The organism is Streptomyces sp. NPDC058683, assembly GCF_042716195.1.
Lineage (GTDB): Bacteria > Actinomycetota > Actinomycetes > Streptomycetales > Streptomycetaceae > Streptomyces.
Genome location: NZ_JBHXSK010000001.1, coordinates 393,785 through 412,515, shown reverse-complemented (window position 1 = coordinate 412,515; position 18,731 = coordinate 393,785). Strand labels below are relative to the sequence as shown.

At 71.8% G+C, this 18,731-nt stretch carries 18 protein-coding genes; 8 read left to right on the top strand and 10 right to left on the bottom strand.

Annotated features, from left to right (window positions below; genetic code table 11):
- Nucleotides 1–2 precede the first annotated feature (2 nt).
- From ACFWXC_RS01950 to fdhD, 3 genes are read left to right on the top strand one after another with little or no spacing between them, the layout of a single operon-like run.
- Nucleotides 3–1,820, top strand: coding sequence for an NADH-ubiquinone oxidoreductase-F iron-sulfur binding region domain-containing protein (locus ACFWXC_RS01950; RefSeq protein WP_384471462.1), 1,818 nt, complete (start codon nucleotides 3–5; stop codon nucleotides 1,818–1,820).
- Complete coding sequence (locus ACFWXC_RS01945; protein WP_384471459.1) at nucleotides 1,817–2,677, top strand: 2Fe-2S iron-sulfur cluster-binding protein; 861 nt, start codon at nucleotides 1,817–1,819, stop codon at nucleotides 2,675–2,677. Before ACFWXC_RS01950 ends, ACFWXC_RS01945 begins: the two co-directional genes overlap by 4 nt.
- A gap of 7 nt (nucleotides 2,678–2,684) precedes the next feature.
- Nucleotides 2,685–3,533 (top strand): formate dehydrogenase accessory sulfurtransferase FdhD, encoded by an 849-nt coding sequence (gene fdhD, locus ACFWXC_RS01940; RefSeq protein WP_384471456.1) that lies wholly within the window; start codon nucleotides 2,685–2,687, stop codon nucleotides 3,531–3,533.
- A gap of 71 nt (nucleotides 3,534–3,604) precedes the next feature.
- Here fdhD and ACFWXC_RS01935 read toward each other — a convergent pair whose 3' ends face one another.
- Nucleotides 3,605–4,429, bottom strand: coding sequence for a LysR family transcriptional regulator (locus ACFWXC_RS01935; protein WP_384471453.1), 825 nt, complete (start codon nucleotides 4,427–4,429; stop codon nucleotides 3,605–3,607).
- Nucleotides 4,430–4,570: 141 nt separating this feature from the next.
- Here ACFWXC_RS01935 and ACFWXC_RS01930 point away from each other — a divergent pair, with 141 nt between their 5' ends.
- Nucleotides 4,571–5,290 carry an SDR family oxidoreductase gene (locus ACFWXC_RS01930; RefSeq protein ID WP_384471450.1) on the top strand — a complete coding sequence of 240 codons (720 nt, stop codon included), beginning with the start codon at nucleotides 4,571–4,573 and terminating at the stop codon, nucleotides 5,288–5,290.
- Between the two features lie 4 nt (nucleotides 5,291–5,294).
- Here the strand turns inward: ACFWXC_RS01930 and ACFWXC_RS01925 are convergent, their stop codons facing one another.
- Together ACFWXC_RS01925 and ACFWXC_RS01920 are read right to left on the bottom strand one after the other, a co-directional pair.
- Nucleotides 5,295–5,822, bottom strand: coding sequence for an isochorismatase family protein (locus ACFWXC_RS01925; RefSeq protein WP_384471447.1), 528 nt, complete (start codon nucleotides 5,820–5,822; stop codon nucleotides 5,295–5,297).
- Nucleotides 5,823–5,961: 139 nt separating this feature from the next.
- Nucleotides 5,962–6,984 carry a bile acid:sodium symporter family protein gene (locus tag ACFWXC_RS01920; protein WP_384471581.1) on the bottom strand — a complete coding sequence of 341 codons (1,023 nt, stop codon included), beginning with the start codon at nucleotides 6,982–6,984 and terminating at the stop codon, nucleotides 5,962–5,964.
- Between the two features lie 187 nt (nucleotides 6,985–7,171).
- Here ACFWXC_RS01920 and ACFWXC_RS01915 point away from each other — a divergent pair, with 187 nt between their 5' ends.
- Entirely contained in the window at nucleotides 7,172–8,038 is an 867-nt protein-coding gene (locus ACFWXC_RS01915) for a LysR substrate-binding domain-containing protein (protein WP_384471444.1), read from the top strand.
- A 31-nt stretch (nucleotides 8,039–8,069) separates the two neighbouring features.
- Here the strand turns inward: ACFWXC_RS01915 and ACFWXC_RS01910 are convergent, their stop codons facing one another.
- Nucleotides 8,070–9,047 carry an Lrp/AsnC family transcriptional regulator gene (locus ACFWXC_RS01910; protein ID WP_384471578.1) on the bottom strand — a complete coding sequence of 326 codons (978 nt, stop codon included), beginning with the start codon at nucleotides 9,045–9,047 and terminating at the stop codon, nucleotides 8,070–8,072.
- A 124-nt stretch (nucleotides 9,048–9,171) separates the two neighbouring features.
- Between ACFWXC_RS01910 and ACFWXC_RS01905 the strand changes: the two genes are divergently transcribed.
- Nucleotides 9,172–10,671, top strand: coding sequence for an MFS transporter (locus tag ACFWXC_RS01905; protein WP_384471441.1), 1,500 nt, complete (start codon nucleotides 9,172–9,174; stop codon nucleotides 10,669–10,671).
- Nucleotides 10,672–10,918: 247 nt separating this feature from the next.
- Entirely contained in the window at nucleotides 10,919–12,745 is a 1,827-nt protein-coding gene (locus ACFWXC_RS01900; RefSeq protein ID WP_384471438.1) for an AMP-dependent synthetase/ligase, read from the top strand.
- A 7-nt stretch (nucleotides 12,746–12,752) separates the two neighbouring features.
- On the opposite strand, the gene ACFWXC_RS01895 is transcribed toward ACFWXC_RS01900, so the two are convergent.
- Genes ACFWXC_RS01895 through ACFWXC_RS01875 form a run of 5 tightly spaced genes read right to left on the bottom strand, consistent with a single transcriptional unit; the run spans nucleotide 12,753 to nucleotide 16,762 of the window.
- Nucleotides 12,753–14,417, bottom strand: coding sequence for a PQQ-dependent sugar dehydrogenase (locus tag ACFWXC_RS01895; protein ID WP_384471435.1), 1,665 nt, complete (start codon nucleotides 14,415–14,417; stop codon nucleotides 12,753–12,755).
- Nucleotides 14,414–15,628 (bottom strand): pyrroloquinoline quinone biosynthesis protein PqqE, encoded by a 1,215-nt coding sequence (gene pqqE / locus ACFWXC_RS01890; RefSeq protein WP_384471432.1) that lies wholly within the window; start codon nucleotides 15,626–15,628, stop codon nucleotides 14,414–14,416. The genes ACFWXC_RS01895 and pqqE overlap by 4 nt, the downstream gene beginning before the upstream one ends.
- Entirely contained in the window at nucleotides 15,625–15,879 is a 255-nt protein-coding gene (gene pqqD, locus ACFWXC_RS01885) for a pyrroloquinoline quinone biosynthesis peptide chaperone PqqD (protein ID WP_384471429.1), read from the bottom strand. Before pqqD ends, pqqE begins: the two co-directional genes overlap by 4 nt.
- Nucleotides 15,876–16,613: a pyrroloquinoline-quinone synthase PqqC gene (gene pqqC, locus ACFWXC_RS01880; protein WP_384471426.1), complete on the bottom strand. Its 738-nt coding sequence runs from the start codon at nucleotides 16,611–16,613 to the stop codon at nucleotides 15,876–15,878. The genes pqqD and pqqC overlap by 4 nt, the downstream gene beginning before the upstream one ends.
- 8 nt (nucleotides 16,614–16,621) lie before the next feature.
- Nucleotides 16,622–16,762 carry a pyrroloquinoline quinone precursor peptide PqqA gene (locus tag ACFWXC_RS01875; protein ID WP_384471423.1) on the bottom strand — a complete coding sequence of 47 codons (141 nt, stop codon included), beginning with the start codon at nucleotides 16,760–16,762 and terminating at the stop codon, nucleotides 16,622–16,624.
- 331 nt (nucleotides 16,763–17,093) lie between these two features.
- Between ACFWXC_RS01875 and ACFWXC_RS01870 the strand changes: the two genes are divergently transcribed.
- The gene (locus ACFWXC_RS01870) at nucleotides 17,094–17,930 is read left to right on the top strand and encodes an aldo/keto reductase (protein WP_384471420.1); all 837 of its coding nucleotides are present in this window, start codon (nucleotides 17,094–17,096) and stop codon (nucleotides 17,928–17,930) included.
- Nucleotides 17,931–18,047: 117 nt separating this feature from the next.
- Here the strand turns inward: ACFWXC_RS01870 and ACFWXC_RS01865 are convergent, their stop codons facing one another.
- Entirely contained in the window at nucleotides 18,048–18,659 is a 612-nt protein-coding gene (locus tag ACFWXC_RS01865) for a hypothetical protein (protein WP_384471417.1), read from the bottom strand.
- Between the last annotated feature and the right edge of the window lie 72 nt (nucleotides 18,660–18,731).

The following is an 18,731-nucleotide window of genomic DNA, read 5'->3' as shown; positions in this document are numbered from 1 at the left end:
AAGTGGACCTGCACTTCGGCGACAGCAAACCGACGGACGAGGAACGCTCGGCCGTTGACGCCCTGCTCGGCCCTCCGGAGTCCTCCTGGGAGGGCGCCGACCGCTCCGACGCGGATCTGCGGTGGGCACGCGGCGGGCGCCCCGCCCGGGACCGCCGCGACCTGCTGTTGCCGGGGCTGCACGCGATCAACGACCGCGTCGGCTGGATCAGCGAGGGCGCCCTCGGCTATCTGTGCCGCCGCCTGACGGTCCCGCCGGCCGAGGCCTACGGCGTGGCCACCTTCTACGCGATGTTCTCCGTCGGGCCCCGCCCCGCGACCGTCCTGCACGTCTGCACGGACCTGGCGTGCACGGCGGCCGGGGCACCGGAACTGTGCGCCGGCGTCGAAGCGGATCTGGGCCCCGGGGTGCACCTGGAACGCAGTCCCTGCCTGGGGCTGTGCGAGCGGGCTCCGGCCGCCCTCGCGATCCGGGCCGGGGACCCGGTGCGTACGGCGGTGGCGGCCCCGGCGACGGTCAGGACGGCCGTCCTCGCGGCCACCGCGCCCGACTCGGCGCCCGAGGAGCCGCCGGCCGCGACGGCCGTACCGCAGGCGGGACAGGAAGGTCTGACCCTGTTGAAACGGGTGGGCGTGGTCGACCCGTCCTCGCTCGACGACTACCGGGCGCACGGCGGATACACCGCCCTGCGCCAGGCCTTCGCCCTCGGGCCCGCCGGGGTCATCCGCGAGGTCACCGACTCCGGCCTGGTCGGACGCGGGGGCGCCGCCTTCCCCACCGGCCGCAAGTGGCAGGCCACGGCGTCCCAGCCGGACCGCCCGCACTACCTCGTCTGCAACGCCGACGAATCGGAGCCGGGCACCTTCAAGGACCGTGTGCTCATGGAGGGCGACCCGTACGCGCTGGTGGAGGCGATGACCGTCGCCGCGTACGCGATCGGCGCGCACCGGGGTTTCCTGTACATCCGCGGCGAGTATCCGCGCGCGACACGACGGATACAGCACGCGGTCGACCAGGCGCGTGCCCGCGGCTTCCTCGGCGACGACATCCTCGGTCAGGGCTTCGCCTTCGACATCGAGATCCGGCGCGGGGCGGGGGCGTACATCTGCGGTGAGGAGACGGCCCTGTTCAACTCCATCGAGGGGTACCGGGGCGAACCTCGCTCGAAGCCGCCGTTCCCGGTGGAGAAGGGGCTGTTCGGCAGACCGACGGTCGAGAACAACGTGGAGACGCTGGTCAACGTGCTGCCGATCCTGACCATGGGCGCCCCGGCGTACGCGGCGATCGGGACCGCCAGGTCCACCGGACCCAAGCTGTTCTGCGTGTCGGGGAGCGTGGCCCGCCCCGGTGTCTACGAGCTCCCCTTCGGCGCCACGCTCGGCGAGCTGCTCCAACTCGCCGGGGTACAGGACGACTTGCGGGCCGTGCTGCTCGGCGGGGCCGCCGGCGGCTTCGTACGGCCGGACGAACTGGGCATCCCGCTCACCTTCGAGGGCACCAGGGAGGCGGGCACCACGCTCGGTTCCGGTGTGGTCATGGCCTTCGACGGCACCGTGCCGCTGCCCCGGCTCCTGCTCCGCATCGCGGAGTTCTTCCGGGACGAGTCCTGCGGGCAGTGTGTGCCGTGCCGGGTGGGGACGGTCCGGCAGGAGGAGGCGCTGCACCGGATCGCCGAGCGCACCGGCGCCGGCGCGGCCGACGACATCGCGCTGCTGCGCGAGGTCGGCCGGGCGATGCGGGACGCCTCGATCTGCGGTCTCGGCCAGACCGCCTGGAACGCCGTGGAATCCGCCATCGACCGTCTGGGGGCGTACGCATGACCGTCACACCGCTGGGGATCCCGCGCCGGCTGCTGGAGTTCACGCTCGACGGCCAGGAGGTGCGGGTTCCGGAGGGCTCGACCGTCCTGGACGCCTGCCGGGCGGCCGGGAAGGACGTGCCGACCCTGTGCGAGGGCGACACCCTGCGCCCGAAGAACGCCTGCCGGGTGTGCGTGGTCGAGGTGGAGGGGGCCCGGACCCTGGTGCCGGCCTGCTCCCGGAAGGCCGAGCCGGGGATGGTGGTGCGTACCGGCACCGAGCGCGTCCGGCACAGCCGCAGGATCGTGCTGGAGCTGCTGGCCTCCTCGGTGGACCTGTCCACGACCCCGCGCGCCGCCGAGTGGATCAAGGAGTACGAGGCGAAGCCGGACCGCTTCGGGCCCGGCGCGGCCCGCCTGGACGAGGAGCCCAGGGTCGACAACGAACTGTATGTGCGCGACTACGACAAGTGCATCCTCTGCTACAAGTGTGTGGACGCCTGCGGCGACCAGTGGCAGAACAGTTTCGCGATCTCGGTCGCCGGGCGGGGCTTCGACGCCCGGATCGCCGTGGAGCACGACGCCCCGCTGACCGACTCGGCCTGCGTCTACTGCGGGAACTGTGTGGAGGTGTGTCCGACCGGGGCGCTGTCGTTCAAGTCGGAGTTCGACATGCGGGCGGCGGGCAGCTGGGACGAGTCACGGCAGACGGAGACGACCACGGTGTGCGCGTACTGCGGTGTGGGCTGCAACCTCACGCTCCACGTGCAGGACAATGAGATAGTCAAGGTCACCTCGCCGCACGACAACCCGGTGACCCACGGCAACCTCTGCATCAAGGGCCGTTTCGGCTACCAGCACGTACAGAACCGGGGCTGATCAGACCATGGGACGAGTCACGGAACGACGCAAGGTCATCCGCATCCGCGACGGAGCGGTCTCCGCCCGGCCGGACACACTCGTCGCCGAGGAACCGCTGGAGATCAGGCTCAACGGGAAACCCCTGGCCATCACGATGCGCACGCCCGGCGACGACTTCGCGCTGGCGGCCGGGTTCCTGGTGAGCGAAGGCGTCCTGGCGACCGCCGACGATCTGCAGAACATCGTCTACTGTGCGGGAGCGACGGTGGACGGCTCGAACAGCTACAACGTGGTCGACGTGCGGACCACGCCGGGCGTCAGGCTCCCCGACTTCACCCTGGAGCGGAACGTCTACACCTCCTCGTCCTGCGGGCTGTGCGGCAAGGCGAGCCTCGACGCGGTGCGTACGACGGCCCGCTGGCCGATCGCCGACACTCCCCCGGTCCGGGTCGGACCCGAGCTGCTCGCGAGCCTCCCCGACCGGCTCCGCGCGTCTCAGCAGGTGTTCGACCGGACCGGGGGGCTGCACGCGGCGGCCCTGTTCTCCGAGGACGGGGAGCTGCTGGACATCCGGGAGGACGTCGGCCGGCACAACGCGGTCGACAAACTGGTCGGGCGGGCCCTGCAGAACGGCGGCCTGCCGCTGTCCCGGGCGATCCTGCTGGTCTCCGGGCGGGCCTCCTTCGAGCTGGCGCAGAAGGCGGTGATGGCGGGCATCCCGCTGCTGGCGGCGGTCTCCGCGCCGTCCTCGCTGGCGGTGGACCTGGCGGCGGAGACCGGGCTGACCCTGGTCGGCTTCCTGCGGGGCAGCAACATGAACGTGTACGCGGGCGAGGACCGCATCGCCCTGCGGGCCGCGGCCGCCCAGGGCTGACCGGCTCCCCGCGGCACGGCGGCGGGGCCCCGACCGGCGGGGAGCGCCCCCTGCGCCGCAGGGGCCCCGCCTCAGTCGGGCACCGCGGCGCCCGCCGCGGCCTCGGCGAACGCGGCGATCAGCGGTGAGCGGCGGCCGGCCGCCCAGGCCAGCAGCACCCGGTCGGGATCGGCGTCGGAGACCGGGACGTAGGCGATGTCCGGGCGGGAGTACTGCTCGGCGACCGAGTGCGGCACCAGGGTGATGCCGGTGCCGGCGGCCACGCGCTCGAACTTCTCCTCGATGGTGCGCAGCGGCAGGTCGCCGGGGAGGGGATCGTTGTAGCGCAGCCATCGCTCGCCGTCGAGGTCGGCGAGCATGATCTCCGGTTTCCCGGCGAGCCGGTGCTCGGCGGGGAGCATGGCCACGCGGGTCTCGCTGTACAGGGGGCGCAGTTCCAGTCCGTCCTCCCGGACCGGCCGCCGTACATAGGCGATGTCGACGGTGCCGTCGAGGACGAGCCGCTCCTGGTCGTCCCACTCGACCCGGCGGGCGCCCGCCTCGACGTCCGGGTGGACCGCGGCGAAGGCACGCAGCGCGGGGGTGACGACGACACCGGCGCGGAAGCCGACGACGAGCCGCCGCCGGCCGCGTGCCGCCCGCAGGACGCGGCGCCGGGTGCCGTCGGCGGTGGCCAGCAACTGGTGGGCGTCGTCGAGGAGTTGGTGTCCGGCGTCGGTCAAGGTGACGCCGTGGCTGTCCCGTACGAACAGCTCGGCGCCCAAGTCCTTCTCCAGCGCGCGGATCTGACGGCTGAGCACCGGCTGGGCGATGTGCAGCAGCTCGGCCGCCCGGCCGAAGTGGAGGAGCTCGGCGACCGCCGTGAAGTAACGGATCTTGCGCAGATCCAGGTCCATGCCCGCACCTCCTGGCCAGTGACGGCGATGCCTTCAGGGTATCGCCACCGCCGGAAGAGGTCTTGGACGGCCGATGCCGCCGGGCCGCAGGCTGGAAGCGTCCGAACGGGACGGAACAGCAGCTTGGAGAGGGGTCCGGTCATGGGTCTGCAGGGACAGCGTGTCGTCGTCGTCGGAGGTACGTCGGGTATTGGGCTCGCGGTCGCCGAGGGCGCGGCGCGGGAGGGCGCGCGGGTGGTCGTCGCCTCGCGCCGGCAGGAGAGCGTGGACGCGGCGCTGAAGGTGCTGCCCGAGGACGCCGAGGGCCAGGTGCTGGACGCCACGGACGAGGACGCGGTGCGCGGCTTCTTCGCGCGGATCGGCGGATACGACCACCTGGTGTTCACGGCGGGTGAGTCGCTGCTGCTGGAGACCGTGGCCGAGACGAGCGTCGTGGCGGCCCGGCGTTTCCTGGACACCCGGCTGTTCGGTGCGTACACGGCGGTGAAGTACGGCGCCGGGTCGATCCGCCCGGGCGGGTCGGTGGTGCTGACCACGGGCACGGCGGGGCAGCGGCCGATGCCGGGTTCGAGCGTCGCGTCGGCGCTGTGCGGGGCGATGGAGTCGCTGACCCGGGCGCTGGCCGTGGAGCTGGCGCCGCTGCGGGTCAACGTGGTGTCGCCGGGAGTGGTGCGGACCGAGCTGTGGCGGGAGCTGCCGGAGGCGGACCGGGACGGTCTCTTCCGGTCGTCCGCCGAGTCGCTGCCGGTGGGGCGGGTCGGCGAGCCGGCGGATGTGGCGGAGGCGTACCTGTACCTGATGCGTGGGGGGTACAGCACCGGGTCCGTGGTGGTCGTGGACGGAGGCGGGTCGCTGGTCTGAGCGGTCAGGCCGGGGTGAGGCGTACGTCGGCGGCGGTCACGACCGTGCCCAGGCGCGGGAAGTCGAGCCGGACGGACGCCTCGTGCTCGGCGGCGGTGAAGGCGGCCATGGCGTCCGCCACGAAGACGAGGTCGTAGCCCAGGTCGGCGGCGGCGCGGGCGGTGGACTCGACGCCGAGGTTGGTGGCGATGCCGCCGAACACCAGACGGGTGACGCCGAGCCGGCGCAGCCGGGCGTCGAGGTCCGTGCCCTGGAAGCCGCCGATCGTGCGCTTGACGATCTCCATGTCCCCTTCTCTGCGGAGTCCGGCCACCAGCCTGCTGCCGGGCGGCTGCTCGGCGAGCGCGGGCCGTTCGACGCGCAGGAGCACCACGGGTGCGCCGGCCGCGCGGAAGGAGTGGGCCAGCTCCTCGGCGGTGTGCAGGACGTCGGTGCCCTTGCGGGGCTCCAGGGGCAGCGCGACGATGCGGTCCATCAGGTCGACGAGGACGAGAGCGGTGCGCGCCGGGTCGAGCGCCAGGGGTGCGGTCATGACGGAACGTTAGCCGTCATCAGCCGTCCGTACCGGAAATCCGGATCAACAGGCCCGTGAACTGGTCGCGTTCGGCAGCCGACGACACCGGTGACCGGGTCCCGGGCCGGCCTCGGAGCGGCCGCCCCTCGCCGGCCGGTCAGCGGCCGGCGGTCCCGGTGCTGACGGCCGACCGTGACTTGGCCGCGGGGGCGGCCGGGGGCACGGGGTCCTCCTGGGCCTCCGGGTCGTGGGCGCGGCGCTTGGCGATGACCGCGCACACCATGAGCTGCATCTGGTGGAAGAGCATCAGCGGCAGCACGGCCAGCGAGGCGTGGGCGCCGAACAGGACGCTGGCCATGGGCAGTCCGGAGGCGAGGGACTTCTTCGACCCGGCGAACTGGATGGCGATGCGGTCGCCGCGGCCGAAGCCCAGCGCCTTGGCGCCGTACCAGGTCAGGACGAGCATCACGGCGAGCAGCACCGCCTCGACGGCGAGGAGTCCGGCCAGCCGGACGGCGCTGACCTGGTGCCAGATGCCCCGGACCATGCCCTCGCTGAACGCGGTGTAGACGACGAGCAGGATCGAGCCGCGGTCGACCAGGCCGAGGATCCTCTTGTGCCGGGCGATGAACTCGCCGATCCAGCGGCGCAGCAGCTGTCCGGCGACGAACGGCACCAGCAGCTGGAGGACGATCTTGACGATCGAGTCGGCGGAGAAGCCGCCCCCGTTGCTGCCGAGCAGCGCGGCGGCCAGCAGCGGGGTGACGACGATGCCGATCAGCGAGGAGAAGGACCCGGCGCAGATCGCGGCGGGCACGTTGCCCCGAGCGATCGAGGTGAAGGCGATCGACGACTGGATGGTCGAGGGCACCAGGGTGAGGAAGAGGAACCCCTGGTAGAGCGGATGGGTGAGCAGCACGGGCACCAGGCCGCGGGCGGCCAGGCCCAGCACCGGGAAGATCACGAAGGTGCAGACCAGGACCGTGACGTGGAGCCGCCAGTGCCGCAGTCCGTCGACGGCCTCGCGGGTGGAGAGCCGGGCGCCGTAGAGGAAGAAGAGAAAGGCGATCGCGGCCGTGGAGGCGCCGGAGGCCACGTCGGCGGCGGTGTCCCGGGCCGGGAGGAGCGCGGCGACGCATACCGTCCCGAGCAACAGCAGGACGTACGGGTCGATCGGCATCCAACTGGGCCAGCTCAGGCGTTTCACGGTGCTCCACTTGCGGGTCGGTCAATGGTGTCGGACCGGCGCGTACGCCGGGCTCTCGCCGGTGGCCGGAAGGGCCCTCTCCATCGTCCTCCTCCGGCAGGTGATCGGGAATCCGGTATACCACTCTGACTGCCATCGCGTTCCGCGATAACATGTTCGAGTGTATGACCCTTCGCAGTTGCGGACCTTCCTCGCGGTGGCCCAGACGCTCAGCTTCACCCAGGCGGCCCGCCGCCTGGGACTGCGCCAGTCGACGGTCAGCCAGCACGTACGCCGTCTGGAGGACGCGGCCGGCCGCCAGCTGTTCTCCCGGGACACCCACTCGGTGGAACTGACCGAGGACGGCGAGGCGATGCTGGGTTTCGCCCGCCGGATCCTGGAGGTGCACGAGCAGGCGGCGGCCTTCTTCACCGGAACCAGGGTGCGCGGCCGGCTCCGGTTCGGCGCGTCGGAGGACTTCGTCCTCACCCGGCTGCCGGAGATCCTGGAGGGCTTCCGCTCCGACCACCCCGAGGTCGACCTGGAGCTGACGGTGGAGCTGTCGGGCACCCTGCACGAGCAGCTGGCCGCCGGGAAGCTGGACCTGGTGCTGGCGAAGCGGCGCGCGGAGGATCCGCTGGGCGAGCTGGTCTGGCACGACGACCTGGTGTGGATCGGTGCGGAGCGGATCCGTCTGGACCCCGACCGCCCGGTCCCGCTGATCGTCTATCCCCCGCCGGGCATCACCCGCGCCCTGGCCCTGGAGGCGCTGGAACGCCAGGGCCGCGAGTGGCGCATCGTCTGCACCAGCGGCAGTCTCAACGGCCTGATCGCGGCGGCGCGGGCGGGCCTGGGCGTGATGGCCCATTCCAAGGGCCTGGTCCCGCCGGGGCTGTTCCGCGTCCCGGACCGGGCGGACCTGCCGGAGCTGGGCAAGATCGACTTCGTACTGGTGCACGGCCACCGGCGCTCACCGGCGCAGTCGGCGGCGGACGCGCTGGCGGCGGCGATCCTCCGGGGCGGGGAGCGCCTGCACCGAAGGAGCTGACCGTCACAGCGCGGCCTCGGCGACGCGCGCCTCACCACACCTCCTGATACGTCAGCTGCTTCACCGTGCGCAGGAACGGCGTGGCCTCCACGTGCTGCACTCCCTCCAGCCGTCCGAGCGGCCCGCTCAGGTAGGCGTAGAGACCGGCCGTGTTCCGCATCACCGCGGTGACGACGATGTGCGAGGGGCCGGCGGTGGCCGCCGCGAACGCCACCTCGTCGTGCTCCGCGAGGGCCTCCCCGACGGAGTGCATCGCGGACGGCGCGGTGGTGATCCACAGCACCGCGGCCATGCCGTACCCGAGGACCTCGGAGCGGTACTCGACGTCGATGTACACCGCCCCGGAGGCGATCAGTGCGGCCAGCCGGCGCTTCACCGCCGACTCGGACCGGCCGGTCGCCCGCTGCAGCTCCGGGTAGGTCGCCCGGCCGTCCCGTTCCAGCGCGGCGAGCAGCGGCGCGTCCTCGGGGTCCAGGCGGGCCGGCCCGTCGCCCCCGGTCACCGGCGGGCGCAGAGCGGCGACCTGGTCGTCCGACAGCGCCCGGAACTTCCGCATCCACCCGGACGGCCCCCCGTAGAAGCGGTGCAGGAGCTGCTGGGCACGGATCTCCACCACGCTGGGGGTGCGCGGCAGTTTGCCGAGCAGCAGGTCGTCGTGGTCCCCGGGGTGGCGCGGCCGGGTCATGCAGGCGATCTCGGTGCCGCCGGAGGCCAGCCCGATCCAGGCGGTGTCGGGGCGTTTGGCGAGGGCGTCGGCGATGACGGTGGCGCCGTCGGGCGCGCAGCGCAGCCGGAGCATCCACTGGTCCTGGCCGAGCCGTTCGGCGTCCCGGACCGCGACCACCCGCAGTCCGGCCTCGGCGCACAGTCGGCGGTAGCGGCGGGCGATCGTCTGGTCGGAGACGCCGAGCACCGCCCCGATCCGGCTGAAGGAGGCCCGGCCGTCGACCTCCAGCGCACTGAGCAGCCGCAGGTCCAGCTCGTCGAACGTGTCGGATTCCAGTGCCAGCACGGCCTCTCCCCTCGGATTCCGCCGATCAAGCTTGTTCCACCGCCCTGATCGGCCGGAGTGGCCCCATGGTACGGAGTGACAGCAGGCCGTTGGGCCGACCGTTCTGCCGAGGAGTGAAGAGATGCGCAGGTGGGGGCCGCTGACCGCGGTGTGTCTGGGAACGTTCATGTTGTTGCTCGACGTGACGATCGTGGTGGTGGCGCTGCCGGACATGGCGGCGGCACTGCACGCGTCCCTGAGCGATCTGCAGTGGGTGGTGGACGGCTACGCCCTGGCGCTGGCCGCGCTGCTGCTGGGGGCGGGGGCGGCGGCCGACATCCTCGGCCGGCGCCGGGTGCATGTGGCCGGTGTCGTGCTGTTCGCCGCCGCGAGCCTGCTGTGCGGGCTGGCGCCGGGGCCGGGGACGCTGGTGGCGGCACGGGCCGTGCAGGGAGTGGGCGCGGCCGCGATGTTCGCGACGACGCTGCCGCTGCTCGGCTCGGTCTACCAGGGGCGGCAGCGGTCGGCGGCGCTCGGCGTGTGGGGCGCGGTGAGCGGCGGGGCCGCGGCGGTCGGGCCTGTGGTCGGCGGGCTGCTGACGGCGGGGCCCGGCTGGCGGTGGATCTTCCTGGTGAACCTGCCGGTCAGTGTGGTGGCGGTGTGGCTGACGCTGCGGGTCGTACCGGAGTCGCGGGGTCCGCGGGGGATGCGCGTGGACTGGGCGGGTACGGTCGCGTTCGCGCTGTTCGCCGGTGGCGTGACCTACGGGGTCGTACGGGCCGGGGAGGACGGCTGGACGGCGCCGGCGGCGCTCGGCGCGTTCGCCGCGGCGGCCCTCGGGCTACTGGTGTTCGTGCTGGTGGAACGGCGGGCCGCGCATCCGCTCCTTGAGCTGTCGCTGCTGCGCGGCCGGTCGTTCACCGGGGTGATGGTGGGCGCGTTCGCGTTCAGCGGGGTCGCCTTCGGCGCGCTGCCGTACGTGTCGATCTGGATGCAGACCCTGCTCGGGATGACCCCGGTGCGGGGCGGGCTGACGCTGCTGCCGATGACGGTGGCGGCGATGGTGGTCGCGGTGCTGGTGGGACGGCTGCTGCACGGGGCGCCGGCCCGGCTGACGGTCGGCGGCGGGCTGCTGCTGATCGGCGCGGGCGACCTCTGCCAGGCGGTGCTGGGCGCGGGCTCCTCCTGGACGGCGCTGATACCCGGGTTCGTGCTGGTGGGCGTCGGCACCGGGCTCGTGTCGCCGACGGTCGCGGGCGCGGCGCTGGCCGCGGTGCCGCCCGAGCGGGCCGGGATGGCGGGCGGTGCGGTGAACACGGTCCGGCAGCTGGGGTACGCGCTCGGGGTCGCCGTCTCCGGGACCGTGGTGACCTCCAGGATGACCGCCACCCTCCCGCACGACGCGGCGCACACACTGGCGGGCGGCGGCGCCGGAGCACTGCGGGGCACCTTCGCCGAGCACACCCTGCGCACGGCCTTCGCCTCGGGGCTGAACGGTGCCCTGATGGTGCTGGGGGGCGCCGCCGTGGTGGCGGGCGCACTGGTCCTGGTGCTGGTGCGGGCCCCGCGCGCGGACGGCCCGGTGACGGAATCGGCCCCGGCGGCGCAGTCCTCTCAGGGCCCGGCACTGCCGCGGGCCTGACCGGCCGGTAACCGGCCGGGGGCGGTAATCGGGTCGTACAGATTCAGTGGAGATTACGGAGGCGGAACTTACTGAACCGTAAGGATTCTGTCCGACCCTTCCCCATGTGAGTGTATTTTGCAGGCCCTGGCGGGAGCATACGAGAGCAATGCTCGTTTTCGCACCCCCTCCCGAACGGTCTGCCGGTGGGGTAGCTTTCACGGCGCTGTGCGGAGAGTGACTGGGGAGCGAGAAGCGGGAGCGGGGTTTGCGCGAGTTCACCAACCCGCCGTTGGCGTCGGCACCGCCGGTCGGCGGTCTGGCCGACTGTGTGTTCGAGCATGCCCTGACGGACCCGCTGCACATCGCCCTGGGCCGCAAGGACGACCTCGGCCAGTGGCGTGACGTGACCTCCGCCGAGTTCCGTGACGAGGTCCTGGCCCTCGCCAAGGGCCTGCTGGCGCGCGGCATCCGGTTCGGCGACCGGGTCGCGATCATGTCCCGCACGCGCTACGAGTGGACCCTGTTCGACTTCGCCCTGTGGACGATCGGTGCCCAGGTGGTGCCGGTCTACCCCACGTCGTCGGCCGAACAGTGCTTCTGGATGCTCTACGACGCCGAGTGCACGGCCGCGATCGTGGAGCACGAGGACCACGCGATGACGATCGCCACCGTCATCGACCGGCTGCCGCAGCTGCGCCAGCTGTGGCAGCTGGACTCCGGCGCGGTGCAGGAGCTGTACGACGCGGGCGCGCACCTGGAGGACGAGGTCGTGCACCGGCACCGGCAGGCGGTCACCCCGGACTCGGTCGCCACGATCATCTACACCTCGGGCACCACCGGCCGCCCGAAGGGCTGTGTGCTCTCGCACGGCAACTTCATGTTCGAGGCGGACACGGTCGTCGGCCGCTGGGAGTCGGTGTTCCGCGCGAAGAAGGGCGAGGAGGTCTCCACCCTGCTCTTCCTGCCGCTCGCGCACGTCTTCGGCCGCATGGTGGAGGTCGCCGCCATCCGGCACGGCGTCCGCTTCGGCCATCAGCCGCAGCTGAACGCGGCGGCGCTGCTGCCCGATCTGGCCGCGTTCCGGCCGACGTTCATCCTGGCCGTGCCGTACATCTTCGAGAAGGTGTTCAACGCGGCCCGGCGGAAGGCGGAGAAGGAGGGCAAGGGCGGCCCGTTCGAGAAGGCGGTGGAGCTCGCCGTGAAGTACGCGGACGCCGTCGAGGCGAAGGCATGGGGCACCGGGCCCGGCCCGTCGGCGTCGCTGCGCTTGCAGCACCAGGTCTTCGACAAGCTCGTCTACTCCAAGGTGCGGGCGGCGATGGGCGGCCGGATCCGCAACGCCATGTCCGGCGGCTCGGCCATGGACCGCAGGCTCGGCCTGTTCTTCGCCGGCGCTGGCGTGCAGATCTACGAGGGTTACGGCCTGACCGAGTCGACGGCGGCCGCCACCGCCAACCCGCCCGAGCACACCCGCTACGGCACGGTCGGCCAGGCCGTCCCGGGCACCACCGTGCACATCGCGGACGACGGCGAGGTCTGGCTGCACGGCGGCCATGTCTTCCAGGGCTACCTCAACAACCAGAAGGCCACCGACGCCACCCTGCACGACGGCTGGCTGGCCACCGGGGACCTGGGCTCCCTGGACGAGGACGGCTACCTCACCATCACCGGCCGCAAGAAGGAGATCCTGGTGACCTCCGGCGGCAAGAGCGTCTCCCCCGGTGTCCTGGAGGAGCGGGTGCGCGACCATCCGCTGGTCAACCAGTGCATCGTCGTCGGCAACGACCGCCCCTACATCGCGGCCCTGGTCACGCTGGACACCGAGTCCGTCGAGCACTGGCTGCAGATGCGCGGCAAGCCCCGGATGTCCGAGGCCCAGCTGGTGCGCGACGCCGACCTGGAGACCGAGGTGCGGCGCGCGGTGGTGGCCGCCAACACCCTGGTCTCCCAGGCCGAGTCGATCCGTACCTTCCGTATCCTCGCCCAGCCGTTCACCGAGGAACACGGCTTGCTGACCCCGTCGTTGAAACTGAAGCGCAAGGCGATCGAGAACGCCTACGCCAACGAGGTAGAGGCCCTCTACCGGGCCTGACGGCCCGTCACTTGAGCTGGATCCGGAAGACCTTGTCGGATCCGTCGGGCTCGTTGCCGTTGTTGTCGCAGTTGGTGGTGGACAGCCACAGCTGGTCGGCGCCCGGCACCTTGGTCACGGTCCGCAGGCGACCGTACGTGCCCACGTAGTACGCCGTCGGCGTGCCGACGCTCTCGGCGTTGCCGTTGATCGGGATGCGCCAGAGCCGTTCGCCGCGCAGGGACGCCATGTAGACGACGTTGCGGACGATGGCGATACCGCTCGGCGAGGCCTCCGAGACGTTCCAAGTGGCCTTCGGGTTGGTCATCCCCGCGACCGAGCAGGTGCCCTCGCAGGTGGGCCAGCCGTAGTCGGCGCCCGGCTTGATCAGGTTCAGCTCGTCCTTGGAGTTGTTGCCGAACTCGGCCTCCCACAGCCGCCCGTCGCGGTCGAAGGCGAGGCCCTGCGGGTTGCGGTGGCCGAGGCTGTAGACGTAGTTCCCGAACGGGTTGCCCGGGGCCGGCTTGCCATCCGTCGTCGTCCGCAGGATCTTGCCGTTCAGGGAGTTCTTGTCCTGGGCGAGATCGGGTGTCTGGGCCTCACCGGTGGAGACGTAGAGATAGCCGTCGGGGCCGAAGAGGAGCCGTCCGCCGTCGTGATAGCGGTTCTTCTTGATGCCCTGGAGCAGCACCTTGTAGTCGCTGAGCCTGCTGCCGTCGTAGGTCATGCGCACGACCCGGTTGCCCTCGGACGCGGTGTGCATGAAGTAGACGTAGTGGTTCGTCTCCCACTTGGGGTCGACCGCGACCCCGAGCAGACCGCCCTCGCCGTTGGTGGTGACGGCGTTCGGGACGGTCCCCACCTGGGTCTTCGTACCGTCCTTGGCCACCTTCCGGACCCGGAAGTCGTCCCGCTCGGTGACCAGGGCGGTCTTGCCGTCGGGCATCCAGTAGGTGCCCCAGGGGATCGTCCAGCCGGAGGAAAGGGTGGCGACGGAGGAGGGGACACCGCCGCCGGTGGTGCAGGCCTTGGTGGTGAAGGTGACGCTGTTGCTCGGCTCGGAGACGTTGCCTGCCGCGTCCCGGGCGACGACGTCCAGGGTGTAGGGGCTGTCGCAGGCGAGGCTGGTGAGGGTGCTGGTCGTGGCGCCGGTGACCGTCCGGTAGACCGCCGACCCGCTGCGGATGTGGTACGCGGTCACCGCCCGGTCGTCGGTGGACGCGCCCCAGGTGAGGTCGACGGTGTTCGCCGTGACGCCGGCCGCGGACAGCGTGCCGGGTTCGGTGGGCGAGGTGGTGTCGGAACTCGGCTTCGTCGTGCAGTCGGCCACCGGGCTGGCCGGCGAGGTGTTCCCCGCCGCGTCGCGGGCGATGACGGTGAGGTCGTAGGTGGTGTTCGGGGCAAGCCCGGTCAACACCTTCGACGTCGAACTCCCGGGCACCTCGACGAACTTGTTGCCGTGTTCGTTGAGGTCGTACGCCGTGACGCCCACGTTGTCGGTGGCCGCGCCCCAGCGGAGGGTGAGCCCGACCTCCCCGATGTCGGAGCAGGACGGCCGGCCGGGGCGGGTGGGGGCCTGGGTGTCGACGGCCGTGTCGAGGCCGACCGCGACCACCGTGCCCGGCAGCAGGGCGACGAGCACTGTGGAAAGGGCCAGAGGCAGGGCACGGGCCAGCAGGTTCTCTGGTCTCATGACGGTCCTCGGTAGACGGCGGCGGCCGTGGCGGTCCGCCGGAGGGGTACGGCACGGTGGTCTGGTGCGTGGCGGCAGGCCGGGTCGGTGTTGCGGGCGTCTCCGGTGAGCGCGTACGCCTGGCAGCGGCAGCCGCCGAAGTCGGCGGTACGCAGGGCGCAGCCGCGGCACGGCTCGCGCATCCAGGACTCGCCCCGGTAGGCGTTGAATGCCTTCGACTCCCGCCAGATCCAGGCGAGTTCATGCTCCCGGACGTTCGGCAGGTCCAGGCCGGGCAGGGCGGCCGCGGCCGGGCAGGGCAGGACCGTGCCGTCCGGCGCCACGGTGAGCGAGATCCGGCCCCAGCCGCCCATGCAGGGCTTCGCCGTGCCGCCCGCCAGATCGGGGGCGACCCAGACCAGCTCGGGTTCGTCCAGGCGTCGGTGTCGGCGTCGGCGAAGGACCGTCTCCCGGGCCCGCTCGACCTGGCCGGGGAGCGGGAGCAGGGCGGCGCGGTTGCGGGCCGCCCAGCCGTGGTACTGGGTGTTGGCCAGCTCGATCCGGTCCGCGCCCCAGGCCACAGCGAGCGCGATCAGGTCCTCGACGGCGTCCAGGTTGCCCCGGTGCAGGACGACGTTGAGACCGAGGGGCAGGCCCGCCGCCCGGACCAGCCGGGCCGCGCGTTCCTTGGCCGCGAACGAGCGGGCGCCGGCGATGCGTTCGGCGGCCGTCGGCTTCGCGTGCTGCACGGACAGCTGCACACTGCGCAGCCCGGCGCCGGCCAGCCCAGCCAGCCGCCGTTCGCTCAGCCCGACCCCGCTGGTGACGAGCTGGGTGTAGAGGCCGGCGGTGTCGGCGGCGGCGACCAGGTCGGGCAGATCCCGCCTGAGCAGCGGCTCACCGCCGGACAGATGGGTCTGCACCACGCCCAGCTCACCTGCCTGCCGAAACACCTCCGCCCACCGCGCGGCCCTCAGCTCAGCTGACCGACCGATCAGTTGGACCGGGTTGGAGCAGTACCCGCAGCGCAAGGGACAGGCGTGAGTGAGTTCGGCGAGCAACGCCCAGGGCGGGGCGACGGGGGTCGGTTCGGCCGGTCCTTCGCCGGATTCGACGGGGGTGGGCGAGCCCAGCACTCCAGCCGGCTCGACGGGAGCCGGTGAAGCCCGGCCCCCAGCCGGCCGGGCGGTGTTCGTCACGGGCGGGTCCTTGTCCGGGCGTGCCGTGGTCATTTCAGCCACCCCTCTCTCCGTAGCGCCGTGAGGAACTCGGGGACTTCGGTGGCGATCGGGGCGTTCGGGAACGCCCTGGAGAGTTCGGTGACGATCTCCGCCACCGCCCGACTGCCGTCGCACAGGCGCAGCACCCCGCCCGCCTGGCCGTGCAGTACAACCACCCGCTCGGGCAGCAGCAACAGATCGGTCCCGCGCACCCGGTCGTGGCGCAGCACGACCGCGCGGGCCAGTTCGGGTCGCCAGGTCATGACCCGCCCCAACCCCCGGTGTCCCCACGGTCCACGGCGTCGAGCAGCGCCCACAGCACCTCGCACTTGTAGGCGAGCGCGGCGACGGCGCGCTGCTGCTGCTCTCTGGTGCGGGCCCAGCCCAGCACCAGGGCGAGCGCCTCCTCGCCGTCCAGGGTGCCCTGGTCGACACGGGTCCGGAAGTAGGCGAGTCCGGCCGGGTCGATCCACGGGTAGTGGCGTTCGAACGCGATGATACGGGTGCGCATCAGGCCGGGCGCGGACAGTTCCGTGAGTGAGGCGGCGACCGCGTCCAGCGCGGGGCGCACCCGGCAGAAGGTGACGTACCCCTCGACCGCGAAGCGCACCCCGGGCAACACCCGGGAGTTGTCCCACACCTGGTCGCGGGTGAGGCCGGCTGCCTCGCCGAGGCGCAGCCAGCGTTCGATACCGCCCTCGCCCTCCGCGGTGCCGTCGTGGTCGCGGATGCGGCGCAGCCATGAGCGGCGCAACGCCGGCCGGTCCAGTTTGGCGAGGATCAGGGCGTCCTTGACGGGGAGGTGCCGCTGGTAGTGGAAGCGGTTGGTGATCCAGCGGCGCAGTTCGGTCGGGGTCAGTTCGCCCCGGTGCATGCGCTGGTTGAAGGGGTGCCGGTCGTGGTAGCGGTCGGCGGTGACGGCGCGCAGCCGTTCGGTGAACTCCGTGACCGGCCAGGGGCCGGCGGCCGTCCCGGCGTGGACGCTCATGGCAGTCATGGTGCGGGTCAGCGGTCGCCGAGGGCGTAGCCGGTCACTTCCAGGGCAGTCTCCACGACCTGATAACCGGGGCTTCGCCAGACCTCTTCATCGGATGTCTGCAGAATGGTGGGTTCCGCCTGGCCGTCTTCGGGTGTCGTCTCGTCCATGGGTGCACACCTGGATTCCTGAGGTTGGGGGGTCTCAGAGCACAGACGGGGAGTCACGTTCACAGGGATCTGCCGGGAAACCCACAGGATGGTTCACATCCCTGTACCAGGTTCAGCGATACGTCCGATGATGCGAACCAGAGTCTCGGCAGAAACGGGCCGCGGTCAATGTTACGGGCCCTTGAGGTCGGATGCATTTCCGGCCAATCTCCGTCCCGGGAAGCCGGCGCACCGCTCGGTTCCGGCGGATTCCGGGCTCAGGAATGCATCACGGCCGGTGATCGTTGACGATGGGGGTACCACCTGTCGACAACCTAAGGATCGAGAGCTCGTGAGCAGCAAGGTCCCCCCGAAAATCCTCAACAACGGCGTCGAGATGCCCCAGCTGGGCTTCGGTGTGTGGCAGGTGCCGGACGACGAGGCCGAGCGGGCCGTCGCCACGGCACTGGAGGCCGGGTACCGCAGCATCGACACAGCGGCGATCTACGGCAACGAAGAGGGCACCGGCAAGGCCATCGCCGTCTCCGGTGTGCCTCGCGAGGACATCTTCGTCACCACCAAGCTCTGGAACGCCGACCACGGGTACGACGCCACGCTGCGCGCCTTCGACGCGTCGCTGGCGAAGCTGGGTCTGGACTACCTGGACCTGTACCTCATCCACTGGCCGCTGCCGGCCCGCGGCAAGTACATCGACTCCTACAAGGCGTTCGAGCAGCTGCTGACCGACGGCCTCGTCAAGGCGATCGGCGTCTCCAACTTCCTCCCGGAGCACCTGGAGCGGCTGATCGAGGAGACGTCGGTCATCCCCGCGGTCAACCAGATCGAACTGCACCCGCATCTGCAGCAGCGCGCCGCCCGGGAGTTCCATGCCGAGCAGGGCATCGCCACCGAGGCCTGGTCCCCGCTCGGCCAGGGCAAGGGCCTGCTGGAGGTGCCGGCGATCGTCGCCATCGCGCAGAAGCACAACCGCACCCCGGCCCAGGTCGTGCTGCGCTGGCACATCCAGCTGGGCAACGTGGTGATCCCGAAGTCGGTCACGCCGTCCCGGATCAAGGAGAACATCGAGGTGTTCGACTTCAGCCTGGACACCGAGGACCTCGCGGCGATCAGCGCACTCAACGAGGACCGCCGCATCGGCCCGGACCCGGCCACCTTCGACATGGGCTGAGCCCGCATGGGCCGAGCAGCCGACACGGGCTGAGCAGCGGCCCGGTGCACATCGGCCGTTCCGCCGTGAACACGGCGGAACGGCCGCTCGCGTTCCCCGACTCCCGTGCGGGGCGCGTCAGTCGGAGTGCACGTCCGCGTGGACGACCTCGAACTCCTCCAGGGCGACCACGGTCACATGCGCCTTGGCGACGTCCTGGCGCCGGGCGGCCGCCTGGCCGCCGCGGGACGCGGCCATCGAGGCGCGGTCGACGAAGAGCACACCGACCGTGCCCCGGCCCAGCTGCCGGTCGACGAGCAGGGCACACCGCGCGAAGCCGGGCAGCGTGTCCAGGCGGGGTATGCCCGAGGACCGGAATGTCTCGATGAACAGGTCCGTGTCGGCCGGGTCGAACTCCACCCGGGTCATCCGCACCCCGCCGCCCACCCTCGGCAGCTGCACCGTGTGGAGGACGCCCACCTCGTAGTTCTCGACGGCGACGGTGCCCGCGAACGGCTCCAGCATCGGCCCGCGCCGCTCGCGCATCACCTGGTCGCTGTTGCGCCGGGCCTCCTCGGAACCCCACCAGCTCACCGCGAGCAGTTTGCCCAGCTCCCGGTCGACGAAGACGCCCGAGCCCCGGTACTCGGGACGTTCCTCCAGCAGACTGCGCCCTTCGCTGTTCAGCGCCCGGATGGCGGACTCGATCTGCGCCGGATCGCCGGTGGCGTACACCGTGCGTACGAACATGACCCCTCGCCTCCCAGGAGCCACCGGAGCCACCGCACAACCGCCGCACGGCTCCTGCATAAATGTTCGGAA

What these genes read in the sequence shown, in the direction of transcription:
- ACFWXC_RS01945 (WP_384471459.1), top strand. Translation starts at nt 1,817, where the DNA reads ATGACCGTCACACCGCTGGGGATCCCGCGCCGGCTGCTGGAGTTCACG.
- fdhD (WP_384471456.1), top strand. Translation starts at nt 2,685, where the DNA reads ATGGGACGAGTCACGGAACGACGCAAGGTCATCCGCATCCGCGACGGA.
- ACFWXC_RS01935 (WP_384471453.1), bottom strand. Translation starts at nt 4,429, where the DNA reads ATGGACCTGGATCTGCGCAAGATCCGTTACTTCACGGCGGTCGCCGAG.
- ACFWXC_RS01930 (WP_384471450.1), top strand. Translation starts at nt 4,571, where the DNA reads ATGGGTCTGCAGGGACAGCGTGTCGTCGTCGTCGGAGGTACGTCGGGT.
- ACFWXC_RS01925 (WP_384471447.1), bottom strand. Translation starts at nt 5,822, where the DNA reads ATGACCGCACCCCTGGCGCTCGACCCGGCGCGCACCGCTCTCGTCCTC.
- ACFWXC_RS01920 (WP_384471581.1), bottom strand. Translation starts at nt 6,984, where the DNA reads ATGCCGATCGACCCGTACGTCCTGCTGTTGCTCGGGACGGTATGCGTC.
- ACFWXC_RS01905 (WP_384471441.1), top strand. Translation starts at nt 9,172, where the DNA reads ATGCGCAGGTGGGGGCCGCTGACCGCGGTGTGTCTGGGAACGTTCATG.
- ACFWXC_RS01895 (WP_384471435.1), bottom strand. Translation starts at nt 14,417, where the DNA reads ATGAGACCAGAGAACCTGCTGGCCCGTGCCCTGCCTCTGGCCCTTTCC.
- pqqE (WP_384471432.1), bottom strand. Translation starts at nt 15,628, where the DNA reads ATGACCACGGCACGCCCGGACAAGGACCCGCCCGTGACGAACACCGCC.
- pqqD (WP_384471429.1), bottom strand. Translation starts at nt 15,879, where the DNA reads ATGACCTGGCGACCCGAACTGGCCCGCGCGGTCGTGCTGCGCCACGAC.
- pqqC (WP_384471426.1), bottom strand. Translation starts at nt 16,613, where the DNA reads ATGACTGCCATGAGCGTCCACGCCGGGACGGCCGCCGGCCCCTGGCCG.
- ACFWXC_RS01875 (WP_384471423.1), bottom strand. Translation starts at nt 16,762, where the DNA reads ATGGACGAGACGACACCCGAAGACGGCCAGGCGGAACCCACCATTCTG.
- ACFWXC_RS01865 (WP_384471417.1), bottom strand. Translation starts at nt 18,659, where the DNA reads ATGTTCGTACGCACGGTGTACGCCACCGGCGATCCGGCGCAGATCGAG.